Genomic DNA, 18733 nt, shown 5'->3' with positions numbered 1-18733 from the left:
TTTTGAATGAAAAAAGGTTTACGGATTTTTTGTCTATTACTCCTCTTCAAGGGGTTCTTATCTCTTACAACTGACTCATTCGGGCAAAAGATCACCCCGCTCGATGCCAGTCAATCTCCCGTCACCTCTGCTCCGCACGATCATACCGACAAATGCGCCCATACGCTGATCCAAGCCAAGATCGAAAAAGAGATGGGCTATTTTGGCTCCGAAGGATTTTTTGAAGACTGGATCGATCAAAAGATAGTTTCGCGGAGAAGTATGCCGCAGATCGCCCGGATGCAGGCAGAAAAAAGGCTCATCCCGGTAGTCGTCAACGTCATCCACAACGGCACCGCGATCGGAGTCGGCACCAATATCCCCGATTCACAGATCATCGAGCAACTGCGGATTCTCAACGAGGATTTTCGACGGCTGAATGCTGACACTACCCGTACGCCGGCAGAATTCCTACCCTTTGCGGCAGACGCCAATGTCGAATTCGTCCTGGCCAAGCAAGATCCAAACGGCCTGCCTACCAGCGGCATTGTGCGGATACAGGGACCAAAAACCACTTATCATCCCGATACGGACGCCGTCTTGATCGGGCAGCTCACCCAATGGAATCCTGAAGAATACATGAACATCTGGGTGGTTCCTTTGGTACAGCCTTACATTGGATATGCCTCATTTCCGATCTCTGACCTGCCGGGATTGAATTTCTCCCCCACTCCAGCGATCATCGATGGGGTGACCATCGACTACCGATATTTTGGTAGTGGCGGCAACGCAGCGTCGGGATCGTTGGGAAGAACGGCTACCCACGAAGTCGGACACTATTTCGGACTTCGCCATATCTGGGGTGATGGAGGCTGCGACGTAGACGACTTTGTCACTGACACGCCGATCCAGGACTCATCCAACAACGTCTGTAACGCCAATCCGACCAAAACCTCCTGTGGGGTAAACAACATGATCCAAAACTACATGGATTATACCCCTGACGCTTGTATGAACTTATTCACAAACGGCCAGGTGGAGCGATTCGATGTGGTACTGGCCAATAGCCCCCGTCGGGTCACGCTGGTGAACAACCGGGCTACACAGGATCCTGTGCTGGCAAATCGCGACCTAGCCTTGGTCAAGATCATCCAGCCCGTGGATGCGATCTGTGCGCTGAATGTGGTTCCCCAAGTCGAAGTTCAGAATACGGGAGAATCGTCGCTTACTTCAGCAAGAATTGAATTTAAGAGAAACGGGGTCGTCATCGAAAGCCGACGATTCGCCTTCAATCTGAGCACTGGACAGACTGCGCTACTGGCTTTTAATCCCTATGTGCTGCCAGAAGCAAACAATCAGATTGAGTTTCAAATTACCCAAGTGAACGACTTGGCGGATGAGAATCCGGCTAACAACTCCAAAACATCCAATCCGGTCCTTCAGGGAGAAATCAGTCTCCCTTATACCTACAATCTTTCAGCTTTTCCTGGAGATTGGGTGATTTCCAATCCAGATCAGTCCAGAACTTGGGAAAGAACAGCGATCACGGTCGATGGGCAAAGTCAGCAAGCTCTATACGTTCAGAATTTCGAGTACGAAGCACCGGGGCAATACGACTATTTCATCTCGCCGATCATCGATCTCTCCAAGTATCCCAATGCACAATTGGTGTTTGAGGTGGCGCATGGTCCCTACGACCAGGAAGGGTATCAGGATGGCCTGATCGTGTCGGTGTCCCAGGACTGCAATGCCGATTTTGATTTGGTAGATGTCAACTATCAGAAATCCGGGATCAGACTGGCCACCTCCCCTGCGACGGTCGATGAGTTTATCCCCACATCCAGCGGTCAGTTCAGAACGGAGATTTTCAATCTGAGTGACTTTCAGTCATTGGGGAAAGTGAGGCTTTCCATCATCAACAACAATGCATACGGCAACAACATTTACATTCGAAATATCAGAATCCTACCGACGGAAGAACTCAGATACGATCTGAAGATCGAGGGTATTGTCAATCCCGCACCTATCAGCTCAGGACTTCACGAGGACGAAGTCATCCGGGTCACCAATACTGGCAACCTTCCTGTCACCCAATTTATCTTCAGCAGAAGCACCAATTCCGCCCTTCCAGCGGAAACTTATCTAGTGTCTGACCTGACTGTTGGCCCAGAAGAGCAGATCGATCTTGAGATCGCCAAATCAACGGGCAGCGGGAAAAGCAAGTTGAGCTATGCCGTTTCGGAACCAAACTTCGACCAAAACGGCGGAACTCCCGAGTTTTTCACCAGGTTCCATCTGGAAGATACAGATTCCATCGAGTCACCCTGGAGACAAAGATTCGACAACAGCACCAACCTTGCACCTTGGCTGACCATCAATCCTGAGAACGACCTGCAGACCTGGACAGTAGCACCCGTCAGCAGTGAATCCGGCCCCAATAACGTGGCAAGGCTGGAAAACGGAGTGGCCGACAACAGCTATTGGCTGGGATCACCGGAGTTCAGTCTGAGCAAATCAAGTCAGGCCGGCTTGTTCTTTGACTTGGCAGCAGGACAGGTAGACCCCGCAACCCGACTTTCGGTCGTCGTGAGCAGGGATGCCGGTCTTACGTACTTCGCCGCATGGACTGCAGCCGGGGAGGAATTGGCAACGGTCTCTTCCGGAAACGCCAATCCAAATTCGCCGGGAGATTACGCCAGGAAGTATGTGAATTTGAGTGAGTGGGCTGGTCCGGAAAGTTCTAATGCCCGATTGGCTTTTGTATTGGAAGTTTCCGGTAATGCCAACGCTCCGGTCTACTTGGACAATCTGGAGCTTTTCCTGAACGCAAATCCAGAACCGGTGATCCCGACAGAAGGATCCAGTATCCTCTACCCAAATCCCGCCCAAGAGCACTTCAGCCTAGCCTTCAACCTGCCAGCAAGGGAAGATATCACAATCCAAATCATCTCTTCCGCCGGTGCAATCGTGCACGAAGTAGTCTATCCGGGGACTTTAAACCAAACCTACACGTTCAGTACCGACTTGTTCCGGACAGGATTGTACATCATCCGGATCAGCAGCAATTCGCTGACTGAAATGAAGCGATTGATTATTAATTGATCTAAAATAAGCCGATGCATCAGACTTCGGCTTATTTTTTGCCCGTAGCTTTGGGTTGTTATCCAACAATTTTGTTCCTTAATCGATCAAAATCCAGCTACCTTAGTCTGATATATTTTCCCCAATGAATTCCTTAAAATATCCACTTAAGAAAATCCTGATCAATCTGCTGATCGTCACCGGCATCGCAATTTTCTTGGGATTTCTTTTTCTAAAAGTCTACCTCCCACTCTACACAAACCACGGAGAAACCGTGTCTGTCCCGGATCTTTCCGGATATGAATATGCCGAAGCCAGCGAACTGCTGGAAAATTCCAGTTTGCAATATGAGGTTTCAGTGGATTCTGGATTTAGCACAGAACTCCCCGCTCTGGCGATTCTCAAGCAGGTTCCCGCCGCAAACTCTCAGGTAAAAACCGGACGAAAAGTATATCTGACGCTCAACGCCCGCAATGCGCCAATGATCAAGATGCCAAATCTGGTCAACATGCAATTGAAAAATGTGCAGGAGACGCTGGCAAACATGGGGCTGGAGCGCGGAGACATCGTGTACGTTCCTGATATCGGTATCAATGTGGTCTTGGAGCAACGCTATCGCGGTGTCACTGTCAGAGAAGGATTTGAGATTCCTAAAGGCGCCCGGATCGACTTGGTCGTGGGCGACGGTAATGGCAATCAGTTGCTGTTGGCCCCGGACCTGACCGGTATGGAGGAGGAAGAAGCTGAATTTCTTATCTTAGGTTCCGGATTGCGGGTTGGCAACAAAAACTACTCAGCGACTGATTCTGTAGCCGCGGGAAGAATTTTCCTGCAAGCGCCTCCTGCCGGCACTCAAGTAAGAACCGGAGAATTAATCAATATTTGGGTCTCCAAAAACTAACCGATTGAAAAAGACCGCTGGAAGCTGGACGTTATTTTTTTGCTTTGCCTTGATTGTCTTGCAAAGTGAAAAAGCGTTGGCCCAGTTCGTCGAATTTGCTCCGATTCACCAAGAACGGTTTCACAAAGGATCCCAAAATACAATCTCATCCAGGACTCAGGCTGCTAATTCGCTGCCCTTTTGGGACGACTTCTCGACGGGCATCGACACCTTAAGATGGACCGTCTCCGGTGCCTCATACACAGAGACCATCGGGCAAAATCCGCCTTCCCTCGGGCAGATCCTCTTCAATGGAGTGGATCAAAATGGGGCTCCCTATTCGCTTCAGATCCGGGATCAGGGAGAAAGTGACTTTCTGACCAGCAAACCCTTTGACCTGAGCACCTTGACCCCTTCTCAGCAGGGAAGTCTGTATCTGAGCTTCTTTTGGCAGTCGGGAGGAAAAGCAGAGGCACCAGATGGACGGGATCGGCTGACACTTCAGGTGCTAGATGGCCAAGGCAACTGGAATACAGTCTGGCTCAAACCTGGAGGAGAAGATCCCGACAGGACTGTTTTCACCCAGGAGATCATAAAAATCCTCCCCGAATGGCAACACGCCGGCTTTCAGTTCCGGTTTTTTTCCAACGGCAGACAGGTAGGCCCATTTGACAGCTGGTTGGTTGATTACATCTATCTGAACACGGGCAGAAGTGAAGATGATCTTGACTATCGGGACCGGGCACTGACGCAACGCAACCAGCTGAGTCTCGGAGATTACAGCGCATATCCGTTGGAATTGCTGCAGCAAGAACAATCGGGGCTTTGGACGCAAGTTCAAAACGAGTTTCTAAATCTGGAAGACCGCTTTCGGGCAATGGAATACTCCATCGACATCGAAGACAGCACCGGCAATCAGCTTTTGTCGGTCAATTCCAATACACCATTTGATCCAGTTCCAAACTCACTGGAAAGAAGAACCTTCCTGAGCAGGGATTTTGACGAGGTTCCGGTTCCATCCACCGAAACAGATCTGATCGCGCGGACTTCGCTCACCTCGGGGGATGATTTTCTTTTCCAAGTTCAAAACGGCGATACGACCCGTTTCAGCTCGGTTGACTATCGGGTCAATGACACGGTAAAGACCGTCTTCCCTGTCCGTGACTTTTTTGCTTTTGACAACGGCTCGGCGGACTACGCGGCCGGAATCAATCAGCGGGCAGGCCAGCTGGCGGTGAGATTCAATTCTCCCGAACCAGTCTACCTCAAAGGCATTTCGATCAACTTCAGCAATGCAAGCCAGGCAAATCAGGCGGTAGATATCGTAGTCTGGGACGAAATCGACCAGAGTCCGATCTTGGTGAAGGAGTCATTTATCCCAGCCAAAGTGCCGGGGCAAACTTTCATCTACTACGAACTGGACACAAACATCCGGGTGTCGGGTGAGTTTCACGTCGGCTTCAGCCAATATTCCAATGATTTCATCCACGTTGGCTTGGACAAGGTGAACGACCATGGAGATAGGATTTTCTATGACGTTGGCGCAGGCTGGGTACAAAATGAAGACGTGAAAGGCTCCCTGATGATCCGCCCCCACGTATCGCTGGCCCCGCCTTTTGAAGAAGCCGTCGCGCCCGAAGCTGGCTTTAGAATCTATCCCAACCCCGTCGTGAATCAGCTGCACATCGACGGCAAATTTGCAGAGATTGCGATTTTCGATTCCTTTGGCCGACAGATTTTCTTGCAACGGGAGCAAAGCGATGAAGGAGAAATTATTAATTTTGAAGGACAGCGGCCCGGAATCTACGTCGTGAACCTATTTTCCGAGTCCGGCACGAAATCATTTCGAATTTTAGTCAACAGATAACATGGAAGATATCACCGTTTCCGAATTGAAAGACCGCCTGGACAGGGGGGAAAAATTCCACTTTCTCGACGTGAGAGAAGAATGGGAATACGAAGAAGATAATCTTGGAGCAGAAAACATCCCACTGGGCGAGCTTCCCCATCGAATCAGTGAGATAGCCGACTACAAGGACGAAGAGATCGTCGTCCACTGCCGATCAGGAGCGCGAAGCGGCAATGCGAAGAAGTTTATGGAAAGCAAAGGATTCAGTCAGGTACGGAATGTAACCGGGGGAATTTTAGCCTATCGAGCCCTTTAAAAAAGAATATTAAGCCGGATTGATCTCCGGCTTTTTTTTAGGAAAAGATAAATGGCCGAGGTGAAAAGCACAGGGCAAAGATCAGAATAGCGAGCCATCCTACGCATTTCCTTTTCCAATCCATCTCCTTGGTTCCGGACACTTCAGGGTGCTTAAGCCCCATGAATCTTCCCAAAAGAAAAGCATATAAAAGCCAGCCCTGATAGCCTTCCCATTCCGGTTTTAAAAAGGCCACCAGGTATTGTCCAGCAGCCAATGAAAGTGCAAGGGTGAGTTTAGTCTGAACCGAAAAATCCGTTCTCGAATAGCAGAGATACAGAAATCCCACATAAAGCGGAATACTAAGCATAAGCTCCTCCAAGGGCATATTGGGCCGGATCACTCCCATCCCGGCATACGCCAGGAAAAGTGTGAAGACCGCGATGGAAATCCATCCATGGTGCTTGGGAAACAGTCCGAATACGACGTGTCCTCCATCCAGTTGACCGATTGGAAACAAATTGAAAGCAGTAAAGAACAGCGCCAAGTAGCCAGCAAAGAGGTAGGGATAGTGAATCACCTCAGACATCGCAGGCATGCGATCAACGTCTGCCAAGAGCTCCCCCATTCCCCAAAAAAGGAGGTTACCGCCCAGCTCAAAATCCATCACGTCTTCGCCGTATCCTTTGAAATCCGGATCTGCATATTCGGGATGTACCGAATAGATGTACTCCGCAGGCGGCAAAGTCGTAAATCCATACACCAGCACAACCAGCGCCACCACGAAGCCCGCGATCGGCCCTGCTACGCCAATATCAAAGAATTTCTTACGGCTGTTGACAAAGCCTTTTATACGGATAACAGCTCCAAAAGTGCCGATTGACGGCACGCCGATAAATCCCAGCCAAACAGGAAGAAAAAAAGGCAGACTGCATTTCACCCGATGGTAGATCGAGGTCAACAAATGTCCCAGCTCATGAATCAACAGAATCCCGATGAATGGGATCGAAAATGCCATAGACTTGACGAAATATTCCCAGGTCAAAAGCGACTCGCCATCACCGATAACCGACTTTCCATAGACCCATTCGCCTCCCGCCAAGGTGGTCGTGATGAGCGTGAAAAGCAAGAGCAGTCCGTGGATGAGGTACTCTTTCGGCTTATACATGACCGAAAAAGTCAAAGATCACATTCGGACCAGTCACTTGGATCGCGTTGATGCCAATAGAAGCCGCTCCCTTGACATTGGCATCCAGATCATCGAAAAAAATCACCCGATCAGCAGTTGTGCCAAGTTCCGTCAACATGCTTTGATAGATTTCAGTGGACGGCTTAGCCAGTCCCATCTCGTGACTGTAGAAGATTCGGTCAAAGAGCGGCTCAAAACGATCCATCTGATGATCAGTCTTCAGCATCTCGTAGACCGCATCAATATGGATCGCATTGGTATTGCTCAGCACCGCCAATTGATAGTTTTCTTTCAGTTTGGCAATCAGGTCCAGTCTTTTTTGAGGGATTTTCCCGAGAATGCTATTCCATAGTCTGTCGACCTTTTGGTCGTCCCAGACTTGTTCGAAGTATGTTCGAACCGCATCTCTAAACGTCGGAGAATCGATCTCTCCTTTCTCATAAGCCTTATGAAAGTCAGTCAGATAAAAGATATCAACCTTGGAATGGTGCATGGCAGGAACCTCTGCCCTGATCAGATCAAATGCCCGATTGTAGTCCAAATCGATAATCACATTGCCCAAATCAAAGATCAAAAAGTCGGCATCAGGGGCATTTTTCATTCGTATTCGTGGTTGTGTATTTGAACTCAAATATGTAACATTGCACTCCCAAAACCAAGGTAGAGGGCTCTTTGGAGCCCAAAAACAGGGGTTTTGAAGTGCTCTCTTGAATGGACCAAAAGTTTGCAAATTGAGGAGAAAAAAGCACTGGAATTTCCGGGCCTATAGCTCATTCGGTTAGAGCAACTGACTCATAATCAGTAGGTGCTTGGTTCGATTCCAAGTGGGCCCACCCATCTGGGCAAAGTCGTTTTTAATCGACTTTGCCCATTTTTTTGGTCTTTAACTCATTGTTAAACAAATAGATAAGATCGACTACTTCGTTAATTCGACAGTTTCGATTTTTTAACCCTCAAAGGTGATATTTTCAAGGAAGATCGAACCAACTATCCTCCTTTTTTGACCTAAGTCTCCTTTCGAAAAAAGGAAATCCAGCTTTCCAGCCACTGAAAGGGCTTTTGTAAAATTTTTACTCAGTTCTTTGTCGGAATTTGGTTCGATGTTGTCCAGGTGGGTTTCCAGCAAAAAAAGTCTCCTCGCTGCAAGTCTTTTTCACTTCCCTGTAGTCATCTCTGGAGATATCACCCTTGATCAATAGATCCCTTGCTTTAGCCAACTTTGAATTCAGATCTCCAATCTCTTTTTGGTGCTTCTTCTGCTCTAAAACAGCAGTTCCATTCAGCCGGTTACCAACCTCCTCAAAAATGATTTTGTAAACTTCTTTCAACCCTGGTTTTGGTTTGAACTCGGAGAGTTTTTTAAGGAAAGCCTCATTTACGTCTTTTGCTTTAAACCTGACGCCACATTTTGCGGTGCAGTGGTAGTAGGCAAGGTCAGTCTTTTTTCAAAAAGCTCTAAGCTGCGCCCTCGGAATCAGACTGGATAACCATCATCGGCACCGATTGCTTTGGGGACGGTTTCAGCCCTTTCGTTTTATCCGACCACTCCGGTTCGAGTAGGGATTGAGTTGGGTTTTAAGTCCTACATCGAGAAGGGGGAGGATTCTGCCAGTCCCTGATCAATGAATACCGGATCCCCGGGAATTGCTGGGAGAGAACATTGATTTCTCCCGGATCCTTTTCCAGATCTGAGCCGAGCAGGCAATAAAACGAGGGAGACGGTGGGTGGAAAGTGGAAGGACTTGTATCATCAAGCGAAGGCCAACAGTTTTATGTGGCATCATCCAAGTCACGGAAAATTATCGGAAGATGCCACACCCCACCCTCTTACCATCTCATTCCTTTGTGAATTCATATTCCTGGCCGCCTGAAATCAGAATCAGCGTGTTCTGGTCTGGATGAAAGGTCAGCTTGATGTTTTCCTTTATATTCTCAAAGTGATGGTTTCCGCGGTAGCTGAGGGCAAGATCCGGCTGGTCACCGGCCTTGGCCATGAGGATGCCGTTCTCTGAGGTAAGCGTCAGTTTAACAGGAGCCATTTTACTGGAATAGCTCCCCAGATACTGGTTAATGTCTTCAATAGGGACTACCGGCGGTGGGGTGAATTTACCGATCGCCAGGATTCCATCGGTACTTCCAAGACGAGCGATGACTCCCCAGCCATAGAAATCATTTGCAACTGCCAGCGTGACCTCATTTTTTCCGGGTTTCAGATTGAGCGGGACGCGTGTGTTGGCAACTGAAATTCTTCCTTTGGGATATTTTCCTGCACCCTGTTGGAAGAGGTTCTTGTCCACCCAGACCATCTGCCCGTTCAAAAAAACCCATACCTCGTCGCTGAATCCCAGGTCAAGAAAATTGCCTTGGGCTGAGGCACTCTCTATCACAGCTTTGAGCCAAACCACCTTTCTTTCCTGATTCATTCCAAACTTCCGGGTGAGGTTGATCAGACCTTCTCTCTCGGCAGTGATTACATCCTTGTAAAGGTCACCATCTAGCAGTTGCTCACGGGTAGCCTCCCGGCCTGACTCCAGCACCACTGGCTCCGTAAGAGCCCATTCCCGGAGGTAGTTGGATTGGTGGCGGGTCAAATCCGGACCCTCTTCGGGAGAAAGATTCCCAGTGTCTTCCGGTCTGACGCTGATATTGGAGATGTAGGAAGCTCCCTCAAAGGACACTCCACCTTCTCCATAGATTCCTTCCAGTTTGGGAATGTCCAACACGGGCCAGGTGTCGCCATTGACGTAGACTTGCATCCTTTTCCCGTGGATCACCAGCTTGATATGGTTCCAGTCGCCCTTTTTGATCGGAGCAGGCGCCTGATAGTTGGGGTACATGTCCCACATATTTACACCGTCAATATACGGGCAATATTGGACGGCTTCATTGGCCAGGGTATCGCCGGCATTGGCAACTCTGAGATATACAATCTCTTGCTCTTTTTCGTCGCGTTTGTGGAAATACACCGACTGTGCAAAGCCGGGCAAGATCGATTCGACGTCAAACTCGATGGTGCCGTCCTTGAAGTTAAGTCCCTTGATTACGACCTGGCCAGAATTGGCTGCCAGCTTTATACTGGGCCGGTCTTTGAAGGTGACAAATTCAACTGTCCCGGGTGTGAATTCAAAACTCTCCGGGCTCATCGGAACAGTGCCCGTCTGGCTGTATGCGCCCCAGAGGGGAAGCAGCATGCCGATCAACATCATTCGCTTTTTCATGTGTTTATAATTTTTGCTTTGCGGCCACATAGCCTGTCCCGATTTTTTTCGGGGGAATCTCGCCTTGACCATAATCATCCCTCTGTTTGCCGCTTTGGGTTATGCTCGATTTTATGTGTCTATATTTTTTCTTTAAGGCCACATGGAATCTCGCCTTGACCATAATCATCCCTCTGTTTGCCGCTTTGGGTTATGCTCGATTTCATTGGTTTTTGTTTTCATGGAATGCCTGCAAAGTGTCCTGAGAACGGTGAAACCGCTTGTTCAAAAACAGTTCAAGTTTGTTTCAATCCTGAGATGCCATCGTTTGGCTACCGCATATCCCCAAGAAATGCGCTATCATGCTTCCGGAAAATGAATAGCTTTGTTTGAAAGCCTAAACCACTATGCAAGCTGCTGAAAGACTGAAAGATACCGTTGAGGAACGTCTAGCCAGGGGATCGGCCGAGGACTGGACCAATTATGATTTTGAGAAACTCAGTGAGGAAATCCTGAACGTGACTTCGGTAAGCCTGAGCGTATCGACCTTAAAGCGGTTTTTCGGAAAGGTAAAGTACAGCAGCAGTCCTTCCATCTCCACGCTCAATGCCCTGGCTGTATTCGCGGGCTTTGCCGACTGGCGGCAGTTTGAAAACTCGACGGGGAAAACGGGACAAAAGGTGGAGCCTCTGGAACATAAACCAACGGTCCCGATTCGTAAGAGAATCCTGCCACTGAGAGGTTATCTTTTCTCCGGGATCTCGGTGGTGCTGGTGGTGTTCGCGCTGATCTACTGGAAATCGATGCCGAGATACGATCCGGCAGACTTCACTTTTTCTTCCAAGACTGTCCTTTCCAGTGGGCTGCCCAATTCGGTGATCTTTGACTATGAAGCGTCCGGGATTAAGGATTCGGACTCTGCCTTCATCAGCCAGACTTGGGACGTCCGCCGTAAGTATGCCATTGACAAAAACGCCCGCCATCACTCCTCCATCTATTACTATCCCGGCTACTTCAGAGCCAAGCTGATGGCAGGTGAGCAGGTACTCAAAGAGCATGACATACAGATCATGACCGACGGCTGGCTGGGGCTCGTCACTGCGCCATGGGGCGAACGGCCCCTTTATTTTGAAAAGGCAGAGATTGCCAAAGCCGGGGCTATCGAGGTCAGCGAGGATTTGCTTCAGCGGTATAACCTGAGCCTTCATCCGGACTTGCCAGAAGTCAGACTCTATAACCAGGCCAACCTGCAAGGCTTCTATACCGACAATTTCGAATTTGAAACCGAAGTCAGGTCAGGCTTTTCGGAGGGCAAGGCGGCCTGTCAGCGGGTTGACATCTATCTGCAGGCCAAAAATGACATCCTGATCATGGCACTTTCCCGTCCCGAATGCGTGGGAGATCTTTTTTTGGGAGGCTTTGGAGTGGGGACAAACAGTCGGGAGGAAGACCTGAGTGGTCTTGGCAGCGAGCTGAACGATTGGGTCAAGGTCAAAGTCACGTGTGTGGACCGTGAGATTCGTTTCTACGCCAATGGGAAGCTTGTCTACCAAAACCACATCGCCAATCCTGCAATCGAGATCGTGGGCGTGCAATACCGCTTTGAAGGCCCGGGCGGAGTGAGAAACACCCGTTTGGTGTCGGGTGAAAAGGTCTGGGCGGCCGAATGACACGTCAGTCTCCCGTTCTTTCCTTTTCCCCTACAACACCTTTTTTGGTTCCTCTCGCAATTTACCAGTTAACTTTTCCGATCACTCCCGATTCAATACGTCGGCAGGATTGGTACGGGCGACTTTAAGCGTCTGCGAACCAATCATCAGCAAGGCTACCATCAGCACAGCGAAACTTCCCAGAACCATTTCGGGCAGTTCAAGCGGTAGGGAGTTGGGGATCTGGGGCAGCAGAATCTTATCGAAAAACAGATAGGTTGCCGGAATAGCAATCACCGCAGAGACTGTCAGCAGGTTTACAAAACTTCTACTTAAAAGTGCCAATAGACCCACTTCAGACGATCCCATCACTTTACGGATACTCACCTCTTTGATACGCAGCTCGGTAGTGTACACTACCATACCCAGTAAGCCTATCGAGGAGATACAAATCACCAATAAGGACAGAAATCCGCCGATCTTAACGCTGGCTTCCAACCCTTTAAAACCGTCTTGAATCTGTTGGTTGTAAAATTTCGCGTCAAAGGGATGCGCCGGATCCAGCTGTTTCCAGATGGCTTCCATCTTTGCATAGGTTGCGGGCAAATCCTGAGACTGAACCTTTACATTGAGGTAGTTAGCGTTATTGTTTGCATAGCGAAAAACCACCTCTTTGCCTGTTTGGTTATTTGCCTTTCCATACTCAAAGTTTTCAACAACCCCTACAATCACCAGATCCTTCCCATCTAAGCTGACCATCTGCCCGACCACATCCTGAACCCGTTGGTCTGCAATATTGAACCGCTTGATCACTTCCTGATTTACGATAACCTCTGTCTCAACAGAATCAACAGGTTTGGGATTGAAATTGGTACCTGCAAGCAGCCGATGCTGATGCAAGGCCAGGTAATTCTCGTCCACGGTGTTGTAGTAGACAGTAGCCGAATCAAGTGGATCATTTGGGTTTTTCATTGAAACGCCCGAGTAATGCCCTATCCCGGAAATCAGCATTGACTGTGATATTTCCTGGACCTCTGCGAGTTTGTTGAGTTCGTTTCTCAACAAGTCGGCGCCGTTGCCCTGAAGTCGGATATTGAGTACATTCTCAGTGCTGAAGCCGAGATCGTAATGGATAAAATGCTTGTACTGTTTGAAGATGATCAGTGTGGCCGTGATCGCAATTATCGAGATGCTGTATTGGAACACAATCAGGGCTTTGCGCATGGATATTCCCTTCACTCCCGGTGATGACATCATATTTTTGACAGCAGCGATTGTATTGATCCGGGAAAAAGAAACCGCCGGGATCACTCCTGCGGCTATGCCAATGAACACCGCGAAGGCTACGAAAAAGAACACCAGTACTGGGGAAAGGTCGAGTCGCAAAAGGTGTTGCAGAGAAGCTTCCATACTCAGGAAATGGGGACGGATCAAGAAGAACAGCACCAGCGAGAATCCAAGAGCCAATAGGGAAATGATGACTGACTCGATAATAAACTGCCCCACAATCTGACTCTTAAATGCCCCGATAGTTTTTCGGATTCCGACTTCCTTGGATCTGCCCATTGCCCGTGCCACTGAGAGATTGGTATAATTGAAACAGGCCGACAACAACAATACAATGGTCAGGGCGATAAATATCCGAAGCACGGTACTTCCAAGCGTCGGGCCAATCTGATTGGCAAGGTTCTCACCTACCATGATATCACTCAGCGGTTGGAGGTCAAGCTCGATGTGGGTGTTTTGGACGGTTTTGTCTTCCTGGGCGCTGAATTGATCCAAACTCGCTTTCATCTTGGCTGCATCCGCGTCCTTATCCAGGAGCAGGTAAGACCAGGTATCCCAGATGTTGTCCCACTTCATCAGATCAGGATTATCCTGATTTATGACTTCCAGGGACCTGAGCGATCCGAGCATTTCAAACTTGATGTGTGAAAAAACCGGCGGGTCCTTCATGACTCCCGTCACCACGTACGCCCGATCCTCACGCCCTACCTCCATGCCCAAGGCTTGGGTCGTGCCGAAGAGTTTAAGTGCGGAACTCTCCGTGAGAACCACCTGAAACGGCTCCAACAATGCAGTGGCCGGATTGCCCTGAACCAGCTCAAAGGAGAAAACGTCAAAGAATGATTCATTTGCCCAGTACCCTTTTATCGGCAGTTTTTTATCTGCCGATTCCAGATCACCAGAAAAACCATCTTTAAGCAATGCAACGTCCTGCACCCCATTCACCGATTCTTTGATGGATGTTCCAGCCTTCAATGAGGAAGTGGCAAAGAAATTTGAATTCGAATGCCCATTTTGCTCAAAGCGGCTGATGAGGCGGTAAATCCTGTCGTGGTTGACATGGAAGCGATCATAGGAATACAAGTCCACAAGCATGGCAATCATCAGCAGCCCGACCGACATGCTGACTCCCAGTCCAAAGATGTTGATACCGGAAAACAGTTTGTTGCGGACAAGGTTTCGCCGCGAAGTTTTGATGTAGGAACCCAGCATAAGAAAGTTGATAAGTAGATTTAGAATTTCAGGTTTGCGGATGGTGTAGGGACGGAAAAACTTCAGGACATCGAGCACATAGATAAATCTGGCCTTTCGGACACCCTTCTTTTTCAAGTTCCTGTCGAAATATTCGTTGAGGTCTCCCTGAAGGTCTTCCAGCAGTTCGGGACGGCAATACCAAGAAAGAAAGCGCTCTGCCCACTTGGGAGGATATGGAGATCTATTAGCCATCAAATTCCACTTAAAGACAGGTCAGAAATACGGCCCCAAAGTTCATCTCTTATTTCCTTTGACTTGATCAAAGCTTCCCTCCCAGCGTTAGTCACTTGGTAAAACCTCTTTCGCTTTCCGCCCCGGACGTTTGTTGCCTCACCCAGTTGACTTTTGGTCAGACCTTTTTCTTCGAGACGGTTAAGCACGGCATGAACTACTCCGAGCTTCGCCACCCGCCCGGTGGTTTTTTCAAGTTCATCACAGATCGCGACACTGTATGCTTCATCCATGAGGACAGCGACAGTGAGTAAAACCAGTTCTTCGAATTCTCCCAAATTTGTTCCTTTCATGGAGGGGGCTCGTTTCTAGATGAGTAACCTATTATTTACTTAAATGTATGTAATATGAAAACTTGAATTCATTTACCTATAATGATGCCATTCAGGAATGTGCGATAATCGGTAACTGGGAGGGGTTTGGTCGGGGCACCCAGTCATTTAGCGGACATGTTTGTTCGCCATCGACCAACAAAATGACGACTGACTTTGATGCTTTTCCCCTTGCCAATTTCACGCTGTCCTCTCTTTTCCTTTCTGAGATTGCTTATCCCTTAGCGAACCTAGCAGCAGCTATCCACTAAACAAAAAAAATGGGACGAAACCGGTGATTTCTGGTTTGGAAAACAATGTCACCCTAAAAAGTCAATGGCAACACATGTCAAAGTGCCGCAAAATATTTTGTTCTATTTTTCCTGGATCGACTTCAGGTGCAGGCTATTTTTTGGTCTATCCTATCCCAATACTCTCATTCACTTCTCAACGATTTCGTAGGATTCGTGGATATGGTTTTCTGACTTTGGACCCAAATGATACAGACAATCAAAAGCAATGCACCAAGAATAATCACCAGAAATGCCAGCCAAGGGATTTCCGTCCGGTAGGTGTAGGTGTTCAGCCATTTTTGCGAAGCAAACCATGATAGTGGCAACGCCACAACAAATGACAACAACAAAACCCACCCAAATTCTTTGACCAGTACCAGAAGGGATTCGAATTGGGAAGCTCCAAATACTCTTCGTACGCCAATCTCCTTGGTTTTCCTCAGGGTATTGAAAGTCGCCAAGCCTACGATTCCGATGATTGCTATAATGATAGAGATAGCGGAGAATGCCAAGACCAGATTGGATGCAATGGATTCGGTTTTGTAAATGTCGTCAAATGTCTCGTCCTGAAACCAATACTTGAGGGTGACATTGGGCTCAAAGGTTTTATACGACTCAGAGATGGCCGCCAAGGCTGCCTGAGCCTCTCCCGGTTGGTATCTGATATAGACCCCGGAAAGCTGCGTCACCACATTTCTATAAATGATCACCGCCTGCAGAGACTCTTTTAGAGAACCCGTATGAAAATCATCTACCACGCCGACAATCTCACAATCCATGTAGTTATGGATTCTTATTTTTTCACCAATCGGATTCTCAAAACCCAGATAGGCTGCAGCTGTCTTCGTAATCAAAGCCTCTGAGGCAAGTGAATCCTTGGTCTGTGGAACCGGCAGAAAACCCCTTCCTTCCAGCAGCTCCAGCCCAAACATTTCCGGGAAATTGTCGATAGTTCCAATGGTCTGAAAGCTGATCTGTGAATCAGGTGATTTCCCCTGCCAATCTACGGCAATGGTGTTATTGCCCAGGATCAAAGGATTTGCATTGGTCACTGTCATATCCGTGATCACACCACTCTTGAGTGCCTCAGTCTTGAAGGCATCGTATGTCTTCAGCAATCCATAGGTTGGCTCCATCCGGATCATGTTTTCCTTGTCAAAACCCAGGTTTTTATCCCGGATAAAATCCAGCTGGAAATAAATCACCGAGCTGAACAGGATGATCCCCAGGGAAAGGCAGAGTTGCACCGCCATGAGTACTTTGCGGATATTCAGGGAGCCCGTGAAATTGTTCATTCCCTTGAGTATCCTGGCAGATTGAAAAGAGGAAAGCACCAAAGAGGGATATAATCCCGCCAGCAGAGCAACGACAAGCAGAAAAACCAGCAGATAAAAGACATTCATCCCCCCAATCAGTGAAAGGGACAAGCTGTCATCAATGATGCTATTGAATGTCGGCAAAGTCAGGATGGTCCAGCCTATTCCCAACAGAAATGCCGCCAGTACCATGACAAAGGATTCGCTCATAAACTGCGCCACCAGACTGCTTTTCACTGCTCCAATGGCCTTTCTCACGCCGATTTCTTTGGCTCTCAAGGTTGCCTTGGCCGTAGATAGATTTACAAAATTAATCACCGCCATGGCCAGTACCAGCAAGGCGATCAGGGTGAAAAGTCTTACATTATCAATTCGTCCTCCGGCAGCCTTCCCATTCTCGTAGGTATTGTTTAAATGCCAGTCAGTAAACGGCACTGCTTCATAGGAGATCTTCTTGCCCAGGTATTCCTCGCCTATCACGGTAGACTGATTGAGTTTGGCGGAAAGCTGCTCAGGCGGTAGCTGGGAGGAAGTTTTCACATATACTTCGAAAAACTGGGCCTGCAAGCCTTCGTCATTGATGCCCCATTGCCGCTGGAGGATAGAGAAAGGGAGTGCAAAATCAAAGGTGATGGATGACTGTGAGGGAACATCCTGAAAGACTGCTGCAACAGCTACTTCTTTGGACCCGTCTATGTTGATGATCTTCCCCAAGGGACTTTCCTCGCCATACAGTGTCTTGGCCATTTTCTCGGAGATCGCTATCTGTGCTACATCTTTTAGAGGATTGGGATCCCCGCTGAGAATCGGAAAAGAAAAGGTAGAAAAGAGACTCGGGCTTGCGTATATGCCGTTGAAATAAACGCATTCCTCTGCCCCACCTTCCGGCCAGAAACACAATTCATGGGGCCATCTGGAACCTGTCGAAATATGCGTCACCTCTTCCACCTCAGGGATGCTTTCTGCGTTCATATTGAATCCAGCCAGAAATTCTGTCTGCACAGAGCCGTTTGCATCCACATGGGAGATGACCTTGTACAGGTGGTCGGAATCCTGGTGGAATCGATCAAAAGAGAATTCATTGATGACCCAGAGGGAGATTAGAAAAGTACAGGCAAAGGCAATGGAAAGGCCAAAAAGCGAGAGCAGCGAGTGACCTGGGTTCCGGCGGAAACTCCGGAAAAATACGAGCAGGTTGTTTTTCAGCATGGCAGTAGTAATAGAATTTGAATAGGATTCAGATTTCTTCTTTTTGATATTTTTGATCCTGAAAAAGCGCAGCACATTCCAGACAAACTGCCGGTTGGCAGCCCGTATGCTTTCCTTGGATTTTCTTTCGTAGAGTTCGTAGATATCCCCCTGAATTTCATCGAGGAGATCTTCCCGGCAATACCAGGTCAGGAATTTATCAGCCCATTTGGGAGGTCTTGGTTTCATTGAAGAGGCCGGCCTAGGTGAGTTTGAGTTCAAATGCCGGCTTGGGAATCATGGAGTAAAGCTGGTTTCTCAATGCCTGACTTTCTTCCAGGGCATTCTTTCCAGCAGCGGTCAGGGTAAAAATCCGCTTTCTTCTTCCCCCCCGTTCCTCCGTAGGTTGGCTCATTTGCGATTTCACATACCCTTTCTCTTCGAGACGGCTCAGTACCGAATGCACCGCCGAGATATTCAGGGAGCGACCTGCCTGAATCTTGAGTTCATCCATGACCGACACCCCATAAGCTTCGGGAAACAATACCCCTACTGTCAACAAGATAAGCTCTTCTAATTCTCCTAAATAAGATCCTTTCACTATTTGATTTATTTGTTCTACGAAAGTAAAAGTAATGTATATCTTTTATTTTTGTAGGATTAATAGTCAAAAAAAATTTCGACAGACCATAACCCAGCCCGACACGTCGTGATTCCAGCGTGGTTTTGTACTT

General features: G+C 48.3%; 12 protein-coding genes and 1 tRNA gene. 6 read left to right on the top strand and 7 right to left on the bottom strand.

From position 1 onward, the window contains the following. The first annotated feature begins 6 nt into the window (after positions 1 to 6). From G459_RS0119530 to G459_RS0119515, 4 genes are all read left to right on the top strand, one after another. A complete protein-coding gene (locus G459_RS0119530) occupies positions 7 to 3081 on the top strand; it encodes a T9SS-dependent choice-of-anchor J family protein (RefSeq protein ID WP_026969152.1) in 3075 nt (1024 codons plus the stop codon). 124 nt (positions 3082 to 3205) lie between these two features. Continuing rightward, positions 3206 to 3961 carry a PASTA domain-containing protein gene (locus G459_RS0119525; RefSeq protein ID WP_026969151.1) on the top strand — a complete coding sequence of 252 codons (756 nt, stop codon included), beginning with the start codon at positions 3206 to 3208 and terminating at the stop codon, positions 3959 to 3961. A gap of 4 nt (positions 3962 to 3965) precedes the next feature. Further along, the gene (locus G459_RS0119520; protein ID WP_026969150.1) at positions 3966 to 5807 is read left to right on the top strand and encodes a T9SS type A sorting domain-containing protein; all 1842 of its coding nucleotides are present in this window, start codon (positions 3966 to 3968) and stop codon (positions 5805 to 5807) included. A gap of 1 nt (position 5808) precedes the next feature. Beyond that, a complete protein-coding gene (locus G459_RS0119515) occupies positions 5809 to 6105 on the top strand; it encodes a rhodanese-like domain-containing protein (protein ID WP_026969149.1) in 297 nt (98 codons plus the stop codon). Between the two features lie 37 nt (positions 6106 to 6142). Here G459_RS0119515 and G459_RS0119510 read toward each other — a convergent pair whose 3' ends face one another. After that, complete coding sequence (locus G459_RS0119510; protein ID WP_026969148.1) at positions 6143 to 7252, bottom strand: site-2 protease family protein; 1110 nt, start codon at positions 7250 to 7252, stop codon at positions 6143 to 6145. After that, positions 7245 to 7874 (bottom strand): HAD family hydrolase, encoded by a 630-nt coding sequence (locus G459_RS0119505; protein WP_026969147.1) that lies wholly within the window; start codon positions 7872 to 7874, stop codon positions 7245 to 7247. The genes G459_RS0119510 and G459_RS0119505 overlap by 8 nt, the downstream gene beginning before the upstream one ends. A 158-nt stretch (positions 7875 to 8032) precedes the next feature. Between G459_RS0119505 and G459_RS0119500 the strand changes: the two genes are divergently transcribed. Next, positions 8033 to 8106, top strand: a tRNA-Ile gene (locus G459_RS0119500). Positions 8107 to 9108: 1002 nt separating this feature from the next. Here the strand turns inward: G459_RS0119500 and G459_RS0119490 are convergent. Then, entirely contained in the window at positions 9109 to 10491 is a 1383-nt protein-coding gene (locus G459_RS0119490) for a 3-keto-alpha-glucoside-1,2-lyase-like domain-containing protein (RefSeq protein ID WP_026969145.1), read from the bottom strand. Between the two features lie 386 nt (positions 10492 to 10877). On the opposite strand from G459_RS0119490, the gene G459_RS0119480 reads away from it, so the two are divergent. After that, positions 10878 to 12140, top strand: coding sequence for a hypothetical protein (locus tag G459_RS0119480; RefSeq protein WP_026969144.1), 1263 nt, complete (start codon positions 10878 to 10880; stop codon positions 12138 to 12140). A gap of 81 nt (positions 12141 to 12221) precedes the next feature. On the opposite strand, the gene G459_RS0119475 is transcribed toward G459_RS0119480, so the two are convergent. From G459_RS0119475 to G459_RS0119460, 4 genes are all read right to left on the bottom strand, one after another. Further along, a complete protein-coding gene (locus tag G459_RS0119475) occupies positions 12222 to 14852 on the bottom strand; it encodes an ABC transporter permease (protein ID WP_051315322.1) in 2631 nt (876 codons plus the stop codon). Then, positions 14852 to 15184 carry a PadR family transcriptional regulator gene (locus G459_RS0119470; protein WP_026969142.1) on the bottom strand — a complete coding sequence of 111 codons (333 nt, stop codon included), beginning with the start codon at positions 15182 to 15184 and terminating at the stop codon, positions 14852 to 14854. Before G459_RS0119470 ends, G459_RS0119475 begins: the two co-directional genes overlap by 1 nt. Positions 15185 to 15638: 454 nt before the next feature. Then, a complete protein-coding gene (locus tag G459_RS0119465) occupies positions 15639 to 18248 on the bottom strand; it encodes an ABC transporter permease (protein WP_026969141.1) in 2610 nt (869 codons plus the stop codon). Positions 18249 to 18261: 13 nt separating this feature from the next. Further along, positions 18262 to 18600, bottom strand: coding sequence for a PadR family transcriptional regulator (locus G459_RS0119460; RefSeq protein ID WP_026969140.1), 339 nt, complete (start codon positions 18598 to 18600; stop codon positions 18262 to 18264). Between the last annotated feature and the right edge of the window lie 133 nt (positions 18601 to 18733).

It is taken from the genome of Algoriphagus terrigena DSM 22685, from assembly GCF_000429445.1.
GTDB lineage: Bacteria > Bacteroidota > Bacteroidia > Cytophagales > Cyclobacteriaceae > Algoriphagus > Algoriphagus terrigena.
The sequence above is the reverse complement of the archived record's forward strand: the minus strand, read 5'-3'. Positions and strand labels throughout refer to the sequence as shown.

Bases quoted from the DNA above. Each gene is read 5' to 3' on its own strand.
- G459_RS0119525 (WP_026969151.1), top strand. From the start codon at position 3,206: ATGAATTCCTTAAAATATCCACTTAAGAAAATCCTGATCAATCTGCTG.
- G459_RS0119530 (WP_026969152.1), top strand. From the start codon at position 7: ATGAAAAAAGGTTTACGGATTTTTTGTCTATTACTCCTCTTCAAGGGG.
- G459_RS0119505 (WP_026969147.1), bottom strand. From the start codon at position 7,874: ATGAAAAATGCCCCTGATGCCGACTTTTTGATCTTTGATTTGGGCAAT.
- G459_RS0119480 (WP_026969144.1), top strand. From the start codon at position 10,878: ATGCAAGCTGCTGAAAGACTGAAAGATACCGTTGAGGAACGTCTAGCC.
- G459_RS0119465 (WP_026969141.1), bottom strand. From the start codon at position 18,248: ATGAAACCAAGACCTCCCAAATGGGCTGATAAATTCCTGACCTGGTAT.
- G459_RS0119510 (WP_026969148.1), bottom strand. From the start codon at position 7,252: ATGTATAAGCCGAAAGAGTACCTCATCCACGGACTGCTCTTGCTTTTC.
- G459_RS0119515 (WP_026969149.1), top strand. From the start codon at position 5,809: ATGGAAGATATCACCGTTTCCGAATTGAAAGACCGCCTGGACAGGGGG.
- G459_RS0119490 (WP_026969145.1), bottom strand. From the start codon at position 10,491: ATGAAAAAGCGAATGATGTTGATCGGCATGCTGCTTCCCCTCTGGGGC.
- G459_RS0119470 (WP_026969142.1), bottom strand. From the start codon at position 15,184: ATGAAAGGAACAAATTTGGGAGAATTCGAAGAACTGGTTTTACTCACT.
- G459_RS0119475 (WP_051315322.1), bottom strand. From the start codon at position 14,852: ATGGCTAATAGATCTCCATATCCTCCCAAGTGGGCAGAGCGCTTTCTT.